We start from the raw sequence: 15,106 nt of genomic DNA, 5'->3' as shown, positions 1-15,106 counted from the left end.
GACCGTAGAGGCTTCGTCGGTCCAGATACCTATAACCATAAAAACCGAGGTGATTGCCGTGACCACTGACATTGAAGACAGCCGTTCCGCCCGCTTCGCGCTGCGCTGTTCGAGTTTTGCCGAGCGCTGGTTTCCCGACTCCTGGGTCTTCGCCGCGCTGGCGGTGCTGGTGGTCGCGGTGGCGACGCTGTTCATCGGCGCCAAACCTACCGCGGCGGCCATGGCCTTCGGCGACGGCTTCTGGAGCCTGATCCCGTTCACCATGCAAATGGCCTTCGTGGTGATTGGCGGTTACGTGGTCGCCAGCTCGCCACCGGCCGTCAAGCTGATCGACCGCCTGGCACGCATCCCCAAAAACGGCCGCAGTGCCGTGGCGTGGGTGGCACTGATCTCGATGGTCGCGTCATTGCTCAACTGGGGCCTGTCGCTGGTTTTCGGCGGCCTGCTGGTACGAGCCCTGGCCCGTCGCACCGATCTGAAAATGGACTATCGCGCCGCCGGCGCTGCCGCTTATCTGGGCCTGGGCGCGGTCTGGGCGCTGGGGTTGTCGTCATCGGCCGCGCAATTGCAGGCCAACCCAGCGAGCCTGCCGCCCTCGATCCTGTCGATCACCGGCGTCATTCCTTTTACCCAGACGATTTTTCTCTGGCAATCCGGGGTGATGCTGCTAGCGCTGATCGTGATTTCGTTGATCGTCGCCTACGCCACGGCTCCCGGCCCGAACAGCGCCCGTGACGCCGCCGCCTGCGGGATCGACCCGAGTTTCAGCATGCCGGCGTTGCAGCCTCGCACGCGTCCGGGAGAATGGCTGGAGCACAGCCCATTGCTGACCATTGCGCTGGTGCTGCTGGCCGCCGGCTGGCTGTTCCATGAGTTTTCGACCAAGCCTGCGATCAGCGCCATTTCCGGGCTCAACACTTATAACTTCCTGTTTATCATGCTCGGTGCCCTGCTTCACTGGCGACCACGCAGCTTTCTCGATGCGGTAGCCCGCGCAGTGCCAACCACCACAGGCGTGTTGATTCAGTTTCCGCTGTACGGCTCGATCGCCGCGCTGCTGACCACGGTCAAGGGCAGCGATGCCCAGACGCTCGCCCACCACATCTCGACCTTTTTCGTACAGATCGCGTCTCATGACACCTACGCCTTGCTGATGGGCGTCTACTCCGCCGTGCTGGGCTTTTTCATTCCTTCCGGCGGCGGAAAGTGGATCATCGAAGCGCCCTACGTCATGCAGGTGGCCAACGATCTCAACTACCACTTGGGCTGGGCCGTGCAGATCTACAACGCCGCCGAAGCGTTGCCGAACCTGATCAATCCGTTCTATATGCTGCCGCTGTTAGGCGTGCTGGGATTGAAGGCACGGGATCTGATCGGTTTTTCCTTCGTGCAACTGCTCGTGCACACACCACTGGTGTTGGCGCTGTTATGGGCGCTGGGTACAACGCTGACCTATCTGCCGCCGGTGATGCCATAAAGCCATAAAAAAGGGCCGGAATTTCCTTCGGCCCACTTCTCCTTCGGCTCGGTCTGTTTCAGTATGGATACACCCTGTTTCGAGGGGTCCACACGCTGAAAAGGATCTGAGCATGTTCAAACTCGCAGCACTTCCACTTGCCGCCCTGATCTTGAGCGCTAACGCCCAAGCCGCTGACATCGATGTAAACCTCGGCAGCACCGAGCGCGTCACCCGTCTCTTCGCTTATCCCAACAACTGCAACGTCATCTGCTTTCGCGACTGGACACTGGAACAGACCGTTGAGCATTACCTGACGCAAAGTGTGCAGCGCGACGGCTACGACGCGGCCAAGGTCAGCGTCAAACGCGACAACGACACGGTCTATGCCAATATCAGCGGCGTGCCTAAGAGCTATGGGCAGCCTTTGACTGCGCTGCTCAAGGCCGGCGACCTTGCTTATGACGGTGCCACGAAACTCAACAATGATAAAAAATGGGCCTATGACTGGTACCTGTTCCTGCCGTTGGGCATGGCTCTGGAGAACCGCAAGAGCGTAGAGTTGCTGCACTTCCCACCGGACTACTCCCTGACCCAGGCCCAGGATTACCTGGAGTCAGCCACCACCGATCGCTGGGCCACGCTGCTGACCGTCAACGGTATCGCTGCTGACCAGACCCCCGCGTACCAAACCATCATCGACATTGCGCCCATCGCGGCGCCGTCCAATGCCGGCAGCACGCTTGCAGGGCTCTACAGTTATTTCAACGATTACCAGACCACCATGGTCACGCAGGTCACCCAAACCGCAAGCGGCGCCGCGTTGCCAATGGTGGCCTTCGGCGCGCCCGTTCGGGACTGGATCAAGACGCAATATGGCCAGACAGTGAACGTCCTTGGCCTGGCGACCATTATACCGACCGCGGGGGTCAAGGTTCCCGTGTTGGGCTCCAACCATCCGAGCTATATCTGGTATGCCGCCGATCCTGAGAGCTATGACGGCGACCAAGCCAAGGCAGATGCCGCAGGCCTGAAAGTCATGGGCCAGGACCTGACTGCTGCTTGCTGGCAAGCCGGGATGGGCAGTAAACCGAACACTGATCCTACCCAGCAGCTAAATCAATGCACGCAGACGTGGCAGGTCACGCAGAAAGAGCAGACCTGTGAATTGTTCTACACCTCGATTCGCAAACTGTCCCCGGATGACGCAGCGAAAAAGTGCGCAACGCCTCCGGTCAAGTCGCAACTCCAACAACTGAAGGTACCCATGCCGTTGCCTGCCGAAGCGGTGTAAACCTGATAGGCCCTCCCGTGTAAGCCTGCGCTCACACGGGAAAACACCTTTGACGCCTGTCAGAGTCGACAGTAGATGCGCTGCTGGGTTTGGAGGAAGCTATTAGGCTTTCCAACGGCCGCTGGCAGGAAGCCAGCTCTGAACGTCGAGTGTTTAGCACCGACAGGGACTGTCATGACCAAGTTGACTGCTGGTGGCGCCAGCTCACAGAACCGGGACTGCCTCTACCCGGAAACACAACTCAGCACCCGCCTGGGCTATCCCTCTGCGCGCGATTTTGACGTGCATCGGACGAAAGACGGACGCGGCAACGGGATCGTCGCCCGCAAGCAGTTCACCCCCATGACGCGAATGTGCAGGGTCTCAGGAGTGCTGGTGGGCCGCCCACGCCTGCATACCCTGCAGCTCCTGCCGAATGTCCATATGTACGACCCCTACTTCGCCGGACTGCTGCTGCATTCATGCAACCCGAATGTCTTCCTGGACATGAGCGAACTGTGGTTGTGGTCCCTGACCGAGATCCGCGAAGGCGACTGCCTGACGATGGACTACGCCAGTACCGAACAGAAGCTGTATCGGCAGTTCGCCTGCCGGTGCGGTTCGTCCAACTGTCACGGCTGGATCACCGGCTATGACGAACCGCCCAACGAGCAAGGAATGGAGTTCCTGCGGCACTGGCGTCGTCGCTGTCATCGCAACTGAAGCACTGGGCTCAAGGCGCGTCTACTGGGCGCAACCGATACTGCGGCGGCAATTGCTCGAAGCCACTGATCGTGGTGTCCAGGCTCTTCCAGCGTCCATCCTTGATGCCGTAGATGCAGCCATGGATCGATAACTTCTGCCCACGGTGCCAGGCGTTCTGCACAATACTGGTGTGGCCGACGTTGGCCACTTGCTGGATCACATTGAGTTCGCACAGGCGGTCTACGCGCTCTTCTTCGGTTGGCAACTTGGCCAATGCGTCGCGATGTTCGTAGTACAAGTCGCGAATCGAGCGCAGCCAGCCGTCGATCAGTCCCAACTGGCGGTCCTGCATCGAGGCACGCACGCCGCCGCAGCCATAATGGCCGGTAACCAGGATATGTTTGACCTTGAGCACATCCACCGCGTACTGAATGACCGAAAGGCAGTTCAAGTCAGTGTGCAGCACCACGTTGGCGACGTTGCGGTGCACGAACAGATCGCCCGGCAACATGCCGACGATCTCGTTGGCCGGCACCCGCGCATCGGAACAGCCAATCCACAAATACTCAGGGGTCTGCTGACGAGCCAGCTTGGCGAAGAAGTCAGGATCCTCCTGCTTGATCGCATCGGCCCAGCGCGCGTTGTTATCAATCAGATCTTGTAATTCATTCATGCTGTCCAGCCTCGATAGAGAGTGCGCAACTGTGACAGACGACCGTCGGTCGAGGTCACGTTGGCGATGCATTGGAATTCCTGGCCCCGCTGCCGGTCGACTCTTAGTAAGGCCCACAGTATGAGGAATTGCCATGAATGATTCACGACGTCCCTTCGATGCGACGCAACCGGAGCCCATCGATGACAATGAAGATCGCATGGGCTCGATGCATGAGTTGGACTTCGACGATGAACCCGGCGCGAAAATCGGCGACGAATTGCCAGCGGACGAACGTGAGCAATTGATGCCGGAAGAACGCGTCCGCGAAGCGGGCATGACCGGTGCTTCGATCGATGACCGCCAGCCGACCGAAGATGATATGAGCCCCGAAACGCTGATCCGTGACGACGGCTCGCGGGACGCCCATGAAGCCGGCGACGACGAACAGGCCGATTGGGATCTGAGCATCGTCGACGAAAACGATATAGGTGGAGGCGATGGCTTGGACGAAGCGGAAATGGCCGATATCGATCCGTTGGATGGAAGCCGCAATCGGGGCCGGTCCTGACTGAGTGTTGTCGCTATCGCGAGTTTGCTCGCGATAGCGACAGTCCGGTCAACGAGAAAACCGTCAGTCGACCAAAGTGCAAGCCATGACCACCGCGTCCTCGCGGCCTCCCACCGCCGGATAGTAGTCACGCCGCCGTCCGATCTCATTGAAGCCATAACGTTCGTACAACCGGAGCGCGGTGCGATTGCTGTCGCGCACTTCCAGGAAGCATTCACGAGCCTTAGCCTCGTAGGCAATCGACATCAGATGCTCCAACAGCCGCAAGCCGAGCCCGCGACCCTGGTTCTCCGGCTTGACGGTAATATTGAGTAGATGGGCTTCATCCAGAATGATCTGCACTACGCCATGACCCACTTGCTGCTGGCCTTCGAACATCAGCCAGATCTGGTATTTGCCCAATCCATCGAGAAATATCCCCCGGGTCCAGGGGTGGCTGTAGGCCGCGTATTCGATTTTCAGTACAGCGTCGAGGTCCGCCTCGGTCATCGGGCGGAACGATACAGCGTCACTCATTCGATTCTTTCCAGCGCGCCATCAGCCGGCGCATGGCTTGCCAGACATCAGCCTTGCGCTGTGGCGCTTCCATTAACAGTTCCAGCCCGGGCAATGCCCAGGCCGAGCCCAGGCCTTCGACCTGCAATTCACGATTGAACGCCTCGGCATCCGCCTCGCCAGCAAACTTCACCGCCGGCAGGCCAACCAACCAGAGGCACACGCAAGGCTCGTCTTCGAGACGCGCCGAAACGAAGCCCTGGACGAAGTCTCGAGCGGCCTCGGGCCCTTGGTCCATCGTGCCGCGTGACAGCAGCGGCCAACGCACCGGCTCGCCGATAATTTGCGGGCTGTCCGGCAGGCCGGCGGCGCGGAGCATGTCCTTGAGCAGCAAGTAAGCTGGGTCGCGGCTCTGGAACGGATCGCCTGTGGGTAACTCCACCAACAACAGGCAACGCCCGGCACGCAGCAGTTGCAGGGCAAAACGCGGCGGGGCGACGTAGGGTGCCTTGGGCGGCGCCTCGACAACCTCTTCCACCGGTTTGGCATTGGTGCGGGTCGAAGCCAGGCTCGGGCGCGGGACTTCGACCTTCGGCCGCTCGACGGCGGGCGCCACCAGTTGCGCAGCGGTCTTGGCGACCGGTATCACCTGCACCGGCTCGATCTCCACCGGTTCTGGCGATTCCAGCAGCTCGGGCCGCGACGGGGCGGCGAACGGCAATTCGGTACGCGGCAGCCAGTTGACCACCTGCATGGCGGTCAGATAGGCGCGGCGACGGGACTCGATAAGCAAGGGTCGGCCACTTGTGGATAACTGAAAGTGAGGGGATTCTACCGCCCTTCGGCGCGGATCGCTGCCCCGTTGGCTTCATTAGTTGATCAATACGCAACGACAGTCCGTCTCAGGGGTGAATCGCAACCGGTCCGATGCAGTACAATCGCGGCTTTTAATTGCCAACCCGACGGCCATTGCGATGATCGAACCCAAGCGCGTCTTGCGCGCCCTCGCTGAACACTGGGCATTGCTGGAACCTTTGTGCGAGCACTTCGACCAGGGCACCCTGAGCCTCAACGAACTGCGTTCACAACTGGCCGCCCAACAACTGGACAGCACGCCCCAGGACATCACCAGCCTGCTGGACGTATGGATCCGCCTGGACATCCTCGTACCGGTGGCGAAAAGCCCGAACCGTTTCGAGCTCAATGCCCAGATCCATGACTTCCTCGCCTACCTGCGCCGCGAACATCGCCTGGGCCTGTGCCTGGAAATCGAAGCCTACCTGCGCCACCTCGAACGCCTGGCCGGTTACATCCAGGACGCTTTCGACGTGCGCGACGGCAATGACCTGGCCCGCCAGTTGCGCCTGCTGGACATGCGCGTGCGCGACGTGCTCAAGAAGCTCGCCAACGATGAACAGGCCTTGGTAGCCGTCGCCGAACGGGCCAAGACCAGCGACCGGCAGATCCCGCTGCGCCAGCGCTACGCTGAAGTGCTGGCGACCTGGGACGAATACGTCGAGCCGATGATCCAGCTGGTGAACGCCGACGGCGCGTTCGAGCAGGGCGTGCGCAAGGTCGAGAATGTGCTGTTACGCATGCTCACCGAACAGCAGCGCCTCGGCCACCTGGTGGACGACGACATGTTGCTGCGCACCCACGCGCGCATCCTGGAGATGCAGACCAGCGCCCAGTTGACCCTGCGCCATGCCCGTGAACTGCTCCTGCCGTTGCGTGAAGAAGCTCGCCGCCACAACGCCGTGACCCGCGGCGCGGCGCTGGCCCTGGCCGCCATTCGCCGCAAAGGCATCGACGCCGTGCCGCAAGCTGCCATGCCGCTGTTCACCCGGCCGCAAAGCACCTTCCTGGGCAGCGCCAGCCAGGTCGAAGCCTACGTCTATGCCCTGGCCCGTTTCGAACCGAAACCGGCGCGTTTCCCCAAGTCCCACAAAACCCACAAGGGTGGTGAAGCACCGCGTGCGCCGCGTACCGTGCGCGAGATGGTCGAGCGCTGCGAAGACGCCCTGCCGATGCCGGACTTGATGACCTGGCTGCTGGAGCAGGAACCGGACGGCGCCACCGACGAATTGCTGTACTGGTTCTCGCGCCTGTCGCGGGAAAAACGCTTCAAGCGCGAGCGTCTGGAACGCCGCGAATACCACACTCACGAGCATCAGGTCAGCCTGCGCTCCTTCGCCCTGCTCTCGGCCGGCGACACCGCCGCCGAGGATTCTGCGAGCATCCCCCATGCATCTTGATCTATCCGAACTGTCCCAGCTGGCGCCGATCTTCCGCGAGCTGTTCAAGGGCTATCACGTCAGCCGCCGCGACCCGGAGCTGTACGCGCAATTGTCGAACTGCCAAGACCAGTACCGCACGCTGTTCAAGGCCCTGGGCTTCGAGCTGGTGTGCGACACCCGTGGCTTCTACTACTTCGTGCCGGACCTGGCCGCCGCCGCGGTGAACAAGACCGCCCAGCGCCTGGCCCTGTTCACTTTCATCCTCGTTGAGCACTTGGCCGACCAGGGCCGCGACCCGATCGCCGTGCTCGACGGCGGCAGCCTGGGCCGCGATGAGCTGCCTTCGTTGCTGGAGAAATACCGCGACCTGTTCATCCAGGCCGAAGTACAGACCCAGGAAGAGCTGGAAGAAAAAATCATGCGGCGCATGACCCAACTGGGTTTTGCCAGCGAAGACAACGGCGTGTACCGCTTCCTGCCGCCGATGCATCGCTTCCTCGATGTCTGCCTGTCGGTCCAGCAGGACCGCGACCTGGCCGCCAGCCTGCACAGCGTGCTGCCGTTGCCCGCGCCGGTATTGATCGACGAAGACAGCGACGAAAAACTGCTGCAGACCGATGATCCGTTGGACCTCAGCGAATTCGAAGGTGAAAGCGAAGAAGACGCACTGGCCCGGGCCATTGCCGAAGAACAGGAGACCGACGCATGAGCAAGGAACGCTACGGCATCCGCCGCTTTGCCCTTTTGAACACGGCCGGCTACAGCCTCGGCTTGTTCCCGCTGGAAGAGCCGCTGTCGGTGTATGGCGCGAACAACCTCGGTAAATCCGCCTCGATCAACGCCTTGCAGTTCCCGATCCTGGCGCGCATGTCGGACATGAGCTTCGGTAAATACAGCCTGGAACAATCGCGGCGTTTCTACTTTGCCTCGGACACCAGCTACATCCTCGTGGAGGTCGCCCTGCCTCATGGCCCGCACGTGATTGGCGTGGTCGGTCGCGGCCCCGGCGGCGGTTTCGGTCACCAGTTCTTTGCCTATGCCGGCAAGCTGGACCTGGCCCACTACCAGAAAGACGACACCTGCCTGCGCCAGAAAGAGCTGTTCACCAATCTGGAACGCGAAGGTCTGAAAGCCTACGAGCTCAAGCCGGATGAACTGCGACGCCTGCTGGTGGGTGGCCACACCTCGATCCCCTTGGACCTGACGCTGATCCCGCTGCGTTCCACCAGCGAGCAAAGCCTCAAGACCTTCCGCGCGCTGTTCATCAACCTGCTGCACATGCGCGAAATCACCGCGGCCAAGCTCAAGCAGCTGTTCCTCGACGCGTTCGAACACAGCCTGCGTTCCGGCAGCGTGGATTACATCGCCGCGTGCGAAGAAGCCTTCCGCGACGTACGACGCATGGAGCAGGACTACAACTCCCTGGTGGCCGCCGGCCCGTTGGTGGAAGCCTTGGCCAATGGCGTGGCCCAGCGCGATATCCTGCGGGGCAAGTTGCATCGTCTCTCGCCGTTGCTCGACTCGCTGCTGGGCACTTGGTCGGATTACGCCAGTGCGCGCAAGGAAGAGCTGACTATCCAGGCCGAACATTACCGCAACGAACAGGATTCGCTGCAGAACGACCAGCGCGGTGGCACTCAGGAGCTGATGCGCCTGGAGCGGGAAATCAGTGGTATCCAGCGTTGGCTCGGCGAGCTGTCGGTACTCAAGAACCGTTTCGCCTTGGTGGATGACGTCAAAATCCTGGAACAGCAATTGCTCGCCGCCAAGGATGCCCACGATGAATTGGCCGGTGCCCTGGCCCAGTCCCGGCAGTTCAGCGCCGAAGACTTGGAAGAGCGCCTGCGGGACCTGGAAAAACGCCTGAAATCGGTCAAGCAGCAACTCGATCACGCCGACAACAACAGCTACGCCCGCCTGCGGGAAGAGTTCTCGCAGCAGGATGTCGAGCGCCTGATGCGCTTGTTCAACAGCGCCCTGTTCAGCCTGCCGCTGGGCGAACACGGCATCGCGCTGGACGAGAACGGCGAGTGGGTCAAATCCATGGAACTGATCCTCGACGGCTTCAAGGGCGAGCGCTTCGAAGTGCCAGGACTGTCCATCGACCTGTCCCACATCGAGCCGCCGGCCCTGCAAGCCCTGGCCGACCGTGCCGCGCTGCGTGACCAGAAAGAGCGCCTGGAAAAAGAGCTCAAGCAGCTCAAGACCCAGCAAGCCGTGGCCGCCGACCGCGCCGCGAGCAAGACCCAGACCGAGGCGCTGTACCAGCAGGTCCTCGATGCGCAGAAAGCCTTGGAAGACTTCCGTCGCAGCCAGACCCTGAGCGCCGAGGAAGGCGAGAAGCTCGAGCAACTGGCGCAGATGGAAGCCGCCCAGGACGAACTCAAGCGCTCCAGCGATGCCTTCACTGAGCGCGTCCAGCAATTGTCCGCCAAGTTGCAACTGGTGGGCCGGCAGATCGCAGACATGGAAGCCAAGCAGCGCACCCTCGACGACGCCCTGCGCCGTCGCCAATTGCTTCCGGCGGACCTGCCGTTCGGTACGCCGTTCATGGATCCGGTCGACGATTCAATGGATAACTTGCTGCCGCTGCTCAACGATTACCAGGACAGCTGGCAAGGCCTGCAGCGGGTCGATGGCCAGATCGAAGCGCTGTACGCCCAGGTGCGCCTCAAGGGCGTGGCCAAGTTCGACAGCGAAGATGACATGGAGCGACGTCTGCAACTGCTGATCAACGCCTATGCCCACCGCACCGACGAAGCCTTGACCCTGGGCAAGGCCCGCCGTGCAGCGGTCACCGACATCGCCCGGACCCTGCGCAACATCCGCAGCGACTACGACAGCCTTGAGCATCAACTGGCATTGTTCAACCGCGAGATCAACAAGCGCCAGGTGTCCAACCTGCAGAGCTTCCGTATCGTCCTGGCACCGAACAAGGAAGCGCTCAAGCACATCGACCAGATCATCCACAGCGCCGGCCAGTACGAAGAAGGCGAGACGTTGTCGGTGTTCGACCTCAGCCAGAGCGCCGAGCAGGACAACAAGAACGAAGAAGCCAAGGAATACCTGGCGCGGCTGGTGGCCGCGAACCACAACCAGCTCGGCTTGAAGGACCTTTTCGAGCTGGCGTTCGAGATCACCAAGGTCAACGGCCAGCCGGTCATTCACACCGACATCGACGGCGCGGCGTCCAACGGCACCACCATGACCATCAAGGCGCTGACCAACATGTATTTGTTGCTGCACCTGATGGACCGCGAACAGGCCGGCCGCGTGCGCCTGCCGTACTACCTGGACGAAGCGGCAGACATCGACGAGAAGAACCAGGCGGCGCTGCTGGAAACCAGCCTGCAACTGGGCTTCGTGCCGATCCTCGCCAGTGTGAAGCCACAGGTCTGCGCCAGTGTCGCCATCGACCTGGAAGGCGGCAGCGGCCCGAACGGCATCTACATCGACGAGGCGGACTGGAAGTACATTCGTCGTCACGATGCGGTGAAAGCCACGGTGAACGTACAGGCCGACGAGCCGGAGCTGGACCCTGTTTGAGGTAAATAGCCGGAAATGAAAAAGGCCGCGATCCTGATGGATCGCGGCCTTTTTCATGGTCAGGTGAAACCTTGGGCGAGGGAGCTATGCCAATAATCCTATTGGCTTATTTTGATCTTCGGCGCCCAGGTCAGCCATTCATCCTCAAATTGATCGAACAGCGCAAATGTCTGCTGCGGTCGTGCCGGACTGCCCATTCGCTCGCCATCCGGGGTGGCAAAAGCGATACCGCCCTGAATCAGCGTCTCCAGCGACTCGGTTCGCACCGTCGCGCCTTTGAACAGGCCAAAATCCAGGCCGAACCCACTGGTATTCCAGAACCGCGTACCACCTCGCACCAACGGCGCGTACTTGGGCTCAATCAGGATATGGATCAATACCCGGTCTGCCGTTTGCCCCAGCTCGTAGCCCGTGACCTTGCCCACGGCAATCTCACGATAGGTTACCGGAACGCCGACCTTCAACGAACCGCGGCGGGCCGCGCTCAGTACCAGGCTCAACCCAGCCTCGGGAACTGCGCTTTCCGGCGGCTCGGCCAGGGCCACGAAGTTTTTCTGCGGCCCGAGGTTCTTTACCGCAGGCTGCACCTCAATGTATTGACCGGTCACCAGGGTTTCCAGGTTGGATGTTTTCATCAAGCCCAGCTCAGGCTTGACCACCCAGAACAGTGAACCGACACGGGCAATACGCTCCGGCACTTCGGTGATACGCGCAGTAACCAAAACCGACTGCATATCGGCGCTGAGATCGACGTCCTCGATCTTGCCTACGTCCAGCCCTTTGAAACGGACCGGCGTACCGCTGCGCAAACCATCGGCACGATCAACCTTGATCGTCACCAGCGTCCCTTTCTGCTGCGCGGCTTCGCGATCCTCGTGCAAGCGGAACCGTGGAATGCGCCGTTTCAACGGTACGTTCGGCTCCGGCGTTTCGAAGGCAATTCCCCCGGCCATCAGGCTTTGCAGAGATTCGCTCTTGACCTGGATACCACCGGTCAAACCGCCCGTGAGCGTCACGCCGCTTGCGTTCCAGAACCGCGTCGAACCGTTTACCAGCCCTTCGTATTCCTTCTCGATGTGCACACCAATGATCAGTTGCTTCTTCTTGCGGGAAAACTGGTAGCTCTGGACCGATCCGACTTTGACTTGCTTGTAGAGGATCGGACTGCCGACCTCCAGCGAACCGAGATTTTCAGTCAACAAGACCAGGTGCAGGCCGGGCGAGCGCAGATCCAGCGGTGGCGCCTTCGCCCGGGCTTCGAACTCGCGCTGTGGCGCGCCGCCCTTGTCGCCCGGGCGTACGGCAATGTAGTTGCCCTTGACCAGCGCTTCGAGGCCAGTGATACCCGCCAGGGAAATCGACGGCTTGACCACCCAGAACTGGGCGCCCGCCACCAGGTAATCTTCGGCCAACGGATCGAGAGTCAGCTCGGCGCTGGCGCTGGACAGGTCCGGGTCGACTTTCAAGGTTTTCAGGCTGCCGACCTGGATGCCCTTGTACATCACCGGCGTACGACCAGCCTGCAATCCTTCGAAGTCGCTGAGCTTGACCTTGACCCGAATCCCGGCAGCCGCAGCGTCGAAATCCTCATACAGGCGGAACGGCAGGCTTGGGTCCGTAGGCGGACTGTCCTTGCGGTTTTCCGGCGTCGCGAACGCAATACCGCCCGCGACGATACTCGCCAGGGATTCGCTGCGTACTTTGACGCCTGAGAGGTTGGCATCGATGCTGATACCGCTGGCATTCCAGAACCGCGTGTGTTTGCGGACCAGGCTGGCGTAGGTGGGCTCAATGAAGACCTTGATCTCCACCGTGCGTTGATCCTCGGACAACAGGTAGCTTTTCACCTGGCCCACCTGAATCTGTTTATAGAACACCGGGCTACCACGGTTCAGCGAGCCCAGTCGATCTGCCTTGATCGTCAAGTGCAGGCCCGGCTTGGCGTCCGACAGGGGCGGCTCCTCAGCCAACGCCTTGAATTTACGGGTCGACTCACCCTCGCCGGGGCTGATGGCAACGTAGTTACCTGAAACCAGCGTTTCCAAACCAGTGATCCCCGCCAGCGTCACGCTCGGCTTGACCAGCCAGAAACGCGTTCCGGTCTTGAGGTATTGCTCGACGTCCTTGTTCATTTCGATGGTCGCGATGACGCCCTTTGAGCTGCCTTCATCGTCGAGCGTGAGGGCTTTTACCTTGCCGACTGTCATGCCTTTGTAGACGACCTCAGTCTTGCTGACCTGAATGCCTTCGCCACTTTCAAAACGCACGTTGATCTCGATTCCGGTCTCGTTATAAGCCCGCCAACCAAGCCATCCGCCGATGATCAAGGCAATCAGCGGCAGTACCCAGATGGCCGACCAGTTTGAAGCTGGTCGGGTTTTAGCAGTAGGCAAATCAGTCATGGTCGTCATCCGACTCCGTGTTATCCCAAATCAGTCGGGGATCGAAGGTTACTGCGGCAATCATTGTCAAAATCACTACGCTGGCAAAAGCGATGGCGCCGAGACCGGCTTCGACACTGGCGAGCCGCCCGAAATTCACCACTGCCACCAAGATGGCGATTACGAAAATATCCAGCATCGACCAGCGGCCGATGAACTCGATGAAGCGGTACATGAGGATGCGCTGTCGCGCGGACATGGGTTGGTGCCGTTGCACCGAAAACAACAACAAGGCGATGCCCACCAACTTGAAGGTGGGGACAACGATACTGGCGACGAACACCACTGCGGCGATGGGAATCATGCCGTGCTGAACCAACTCGATCACGCCGGCCATGATGGTGCTTGGCGCTCCCTGACCGAGCGAGTTGATCGTCATGATCGGCAGCATATTGGCAGGAATGTAGAGAATCGCTGCGGTGATCAACAATGCCCAGGTCCGCATGAGACTGTTGGGGCGACGGGGGTGGATTCGTGCGCCGCAACGGGTACAGGTCTGTTTGCCAGCGTCTGCGTCCTGTCGATTCAATTCATGGCATTCGGTACAGACCAGGATGCCCGCATCAATTGCTCGCATGGCCGTCTTCTCCTGATAACGCATGCCATATCTGATGGGGTGACATCACCACTTCCAGCCAGACCTGAACCAGCAACAAACTGACAAAGCACACCAGGCCCAGCCCCACGGTAATCGCCGCCATGTCTGCGAGCTTGACGATAGCAACCAGCACGCCCATGAGATAAACCTCGAGCATCCCCCAGTCCCTTAAATGATGATAAATGCGATACAACAGCAGGCCGTAGCTTCGTCCGATATTCCAGCGAATAGTCAGCAGGACAATCAATTGGCACAGCAACTTGAGCAGCGGAATAGCCATGCTGCACAGGAACACCACGACGGACACGCCCTGCATACCGGTATCAAACAAACCGACCACGCCACTCCAAACAGTGTCTTCGGAGGACTGCCCGAGCAGATTGAGCTTCATGATGGGTAAAAAGTTCGCTGGCACAAATAACAGCAAAGCGGCGATCACCAGGGCCAGGCTACGCTCAACGACATTGTGCCGGTGAGCGTAGAGCTCGTATCCACACCGAGGGCATTCGGCTTTTTCGCCATAGGCCAACTGAGGCTTGCACATCAACAGGTCGCACTCATGACACGCCACCAGATCGCTCAGGGGTAGATCTGACAACCTATCAATGTCTGACGGATCGGGCATAAAGCGCTCTGGCTCAACTAAGTTGGGGCTATTCTAGTGCTCCAGCTCGAAAATAACTGTGCAAATTTATCATGAGCGTTCACAGCTTTTTATAGCGGGCAAAACAAAACCCCTACCTGCATCAGCAGATAGGGGTTTTGGAATTTAATCTTGACGATGACCTACTCTCACATGGGGAAACCCCACACTACCATCGGCGATGCATCGTTTCACTGCTGAGTTCGGGATGGGATCAGGTGGTTCCAATGCTCTATGGTCGTCAAGAAATTCGGGTACCGAGTCGTGGCCGGCTGGCCTCGCTTCAGCAAATTGGGTATGTGATAGCTTCGGTGTTTTTGTGAGATTCGAACTTTCGGTTCGTTTCGTCTTCACACACCGCAATCTGGCGCCCTGCAGGCAGGATCAGCAAATTGCTTGGGTGTTATATGGTCAAGCCTCACGGGCAATTAGTACAGGTTAGCTCAACGCCTCACAGCGCTTACACACCCTGCCTATCAACGTCGTAGT

General features: G+C 60.1%; 13 protein-coding genes and 2 rRNA genes. 7 read left to right on the top strand and 8 right to left on the bottom strand.

All coding sequences use genetic code 11. The features are described 5' to 3' along the window. Nucleotides 1–58 precede the first annotated feature (58 nt). The 3 genes from HU762_RS06590 to HU762_RS06580 all read left to right on the top strand — a co-directional run bounded on the left by HU762_RS06590 (nt 59) and on the right by HU762_RS06580 (nt 3,452). Nucleotides 59–1,477 (top strand): TIGR00366 family protein, encoded by a 1,419-nt coding sequence (locus HU762_RS06590; protein ID WP_186634499.1) that lies wholly within the window; start codon nt 59–61, stop codon nt 1,475–1,477. A 112-nt stretch (nt 1,478–1,589) separates the two neighbouring features. Beyond that, nucleotides 1,590–2,750 (top strand): hypothetical protein, encoded by a 1,161-nt coding sequence (locus HU762_RS06585; protein WP_186634496.1) that lies wholly within the window; start codon nt 1,590–1,592, stop codon nt 2,748–2,750. 174 nt (nt 2,751–2,924) lie between these two features. Beyond that, nucleotides 2,925–3,452: a lysine methyltransferase gene (locus HU762_RS06580; RefSeq protein ID WP_186634493.1), complete on the top strand. Its 528-nt coding sequence runs from the start codon at nt 2,925–2,927 to the stop codon at nt 3,450–3,452. A 10-nt stretch (nt 3,453–3,462) separates the two neighbouring features. Here HU762_RS06580 and can read toward each other — a convergent pair whose 3' ends face one another. Beyond that, nucleotides 3,463–4,107 carry a carbonate dehydratase gene (gene can, locus HU762_RS06575; RefSeq protein WP_039594546.1) on the bottom strand — a complete coding sequence of 215 codons (645 nt, stop codon included), beginning with the start codon at nt 4,105–4,107 and terminating at the stop codon, nt 3,463–3,465. A 133-nt stretch (nt 4,108–4,240) separates the two neighbouring features. Here can and HU762_RS06570 point away from each other — a divergent pair, with 133 nt between their 5' ends. Beyond that, entirely contained in the window at nt 4,241–4,657 is a 417-nt protein-coding gene (locus HU762_RS06570) for a serine kinase/phosphatase (RefSeq protein ID WP_186634490.1), read from the top strand. Nucleotides 4,658–4,720: 63 nt separating this feature from the next. Here HU762_RS06570 and rimI read toward each other — a convergent pair whose 3' ends face one another. Further along, the gene (gene rimI / locus HU762_RS06565; protein ID WP_186634487.1) at nt 4,721–5,173 is read right to left on the bottom strand and encodes a ribosomal protein S18-alanine N-acetyltransferase; all 453 of its coding nucleotides are present in this window, start codon (nt 5,171–5,173) and stop codon (nt 4,721–4,723) included. Beyond that, nucleotides 5,166–5,945 (bottom strand): energy transducer TonB, encoded by a 780-nt coding sequence (locus HU762_RS06560; protein WP_238340362.1) that lies wholly within the window; start codon nt 5,943–5,945, stop codon nt 5,166–5,168. The genes rimI and HU762_RS06560 overlap by 8 nt, the downstream gene beginning before the upstream one ends. 181 nt (nt 5,946–6,126) lie before the next feature. Between HU762_RS06560 and mksB the strand changes: the two genes are divergently transcribed. The 3 genes from mksB to mksF are packed head-to-tail and all read left to right on the top strand — an operon-like array spanning nt 6,127 to nt 10,935. Then, nucleotides 6,127–7,407, top strand: coding sequence for an Mks condensin complex protein MksB (mksB, locus tag HU762_RS06555; RefSeq protein WP_053125232.1), 1,281 nt, complete (start codon nt 6,127–6,129; stop codon nt 7,405–7,407). Next, nucleotides 7,397–8,098, top strand: coding sequence for an Mks condensin complex protein MksE (mksE, locus tag HU762_RS06550; RefSeq protein ID WP_186634484.1), 702 nt, complete (start codon nt 7,397–7,399; stop codon nt 8,096–8,098). Before mksB ends, mksE begins: the two co-directional genes overlap by 11 nt. Continuing rightward, nucleotides 8,095–10,935 carry an Mks condensin complex protein MksF gene (gene mksF / locus HU762_RS06545; protein ID WP_186634481.1) on the top strand — a complete coding sequence of 947 codons (2,841 nt, stop codon included), beginning with the start codon at nt 8,095–8,097 and terminating at the stop codon, nt 10,933–10,935. The genes mksE and mksF overlap by 4 nt, the downstream gene beginning before the upstream one ends. 98 nt (nt 10,936–11,033) lie before the next feature. Here the strand turns inward: mksF and HU762_RS06540 are convergent, their stop codons facing one another. The 5 genes from HU762_RS06540 to HU762_RS06520 form a co-directional block, all read right to left on the bottom strand. Next, a complete protein-coding gene (locus tag HU762_RS06540; protein WP_186634478.1) occupies nt 11,034–13,337 on the bottom strand; it encodes an MlaD family protein in 2,304 nt (767 codons plus the stop codon). Next, nucleotides 13,330–13,953, bottom strand: coding sequence for a paraquat-inducible protein A (locus HU762_RS06535; RefSeq protein ID WP_186635459.1), 624 nt, complete (start codon nt 13,951–13,953; stop codon nt 13,330–13,332). The genes HU762_RS06540 and HU762_RS06535 overlap by 8 nt, the downstream gene beginning before the upstream one ends. Beyond that, nucleotides 13,940–14,599, bottom strand: coding sequence for a paraquat-inducible protein A (locus HU762_RS06530; protein WP_186634474.1), 660 nt, complete (start codon nt 14,597–14,599; stop codon nt 13,940–13,942). The genes HU762_RS06535 and HU762_RS06530 overlap by 14 nt, the downstream gene beginning before the upstream one ends. A gap of 148 nt (nt 14,600–14,747) precedes the next feature. Beyond that, nucleotides 14,748–14,863, bottom strand: a 5S ribosomal RNA gene (rrf, locus tag HU762_RS06525). 161 nt (nt 14,864–15,024) lie between these two features. Then, a 23S ribosomal RNA gene (locus tag HU762_RS06520) occupies nt 15,025–15,106 on the bottom strand; the annotation flags it as partial.

This window comes from Pseudomonas sp. SWRI92, from assembly GCF_014268685.1.
GTDB lineage: Bacteria > Pseudomonadota > Gammaproteobacteria > Pseudomonadales > Pseudomonadaceae > Aquipseudomonas > Aquipseudomonas marvdashtae.
The sequence above is the reverse complement of the archived record's forward strand: the minus strand, read 5'-3'. Positions and strand labels throughout refer to the sequence as shown.

Bases quoted from the DNA above. Each gene is read 5' to 3' on its own strand.
- can (WP_039594546.1), bottom strand. From the start codon at position 4,107: ATGAATGAATTACAAGATCTGATTGATAACAACGCGCGCTGGGCCGAT.
- mksB (WP_053125232.1), top strand. From the start codon at position 6,127: ATGATCGAACCCAAGCGCGTCTTGCGCGCCCTCGCTGAACACTGGGCA.
- mksE (WP_186634484.1), top strand. From the start codon at position 7,397: ATGCATCTTGATCTATCCGAACTGTCCCAGCTGGCGCCGATCTTCCGC.
- HU762_RS06585 (WP_186634496.1), top strand. From the start codon at position 1,590: ATGTTCAAACTCGCAGCACTTCCACTTGCCGCCCTGATCTTGAGCGCT.
- HU762_RS06530 (WP_186634474.1), bottom strand. From the start codon at position 14,599: ATGCCCGATCCGTCAGACATTGATAGGTTGTCAGATCTACCCCTGAGC.
- mksF (WP_186634481.1), top strand. From the start codon at position 8,095: ATGAGCAAGGAACGCTACGGCATCCGCCGCTTTGCCCTTTTGAACACG.
- HU762_RS06540 (WP_186634478.1), bottom strand. From the start codon at position 13,337: ATGACTGATTTGCCTACTGCTAAAACCCGACCAGCTTCAAACTGGTCG.
- rimI (WP_186634487.1), bottom strand. From the start codon at position 5,173: ATGAGTGACGCTGTATCGTTCCGCCCGATGACCGAGGCGGACCTCGAC.
- HU762_RS06580 (WP_186634493.1), top strand. From the start codon at position 2,925: ATGACCAAGTTGACTGCTGGTGGCGCCAGCTCACAGAACCGGGACTGC.
- HU762_RS06535 (WP_186635459.1), bottom strand. From the start codon at position 13,953: ATGCGAGCAATTGATGCGGGCATCCTGGTCTGTACCGAATGCCATGAA.
- HU762_RS06570 (WP_186634490.1), top strand. From the start codon at position 4,241: ATGAATGATTCACGACGTCCCTTCGATGCGACGCAACCGGAGCCCATC.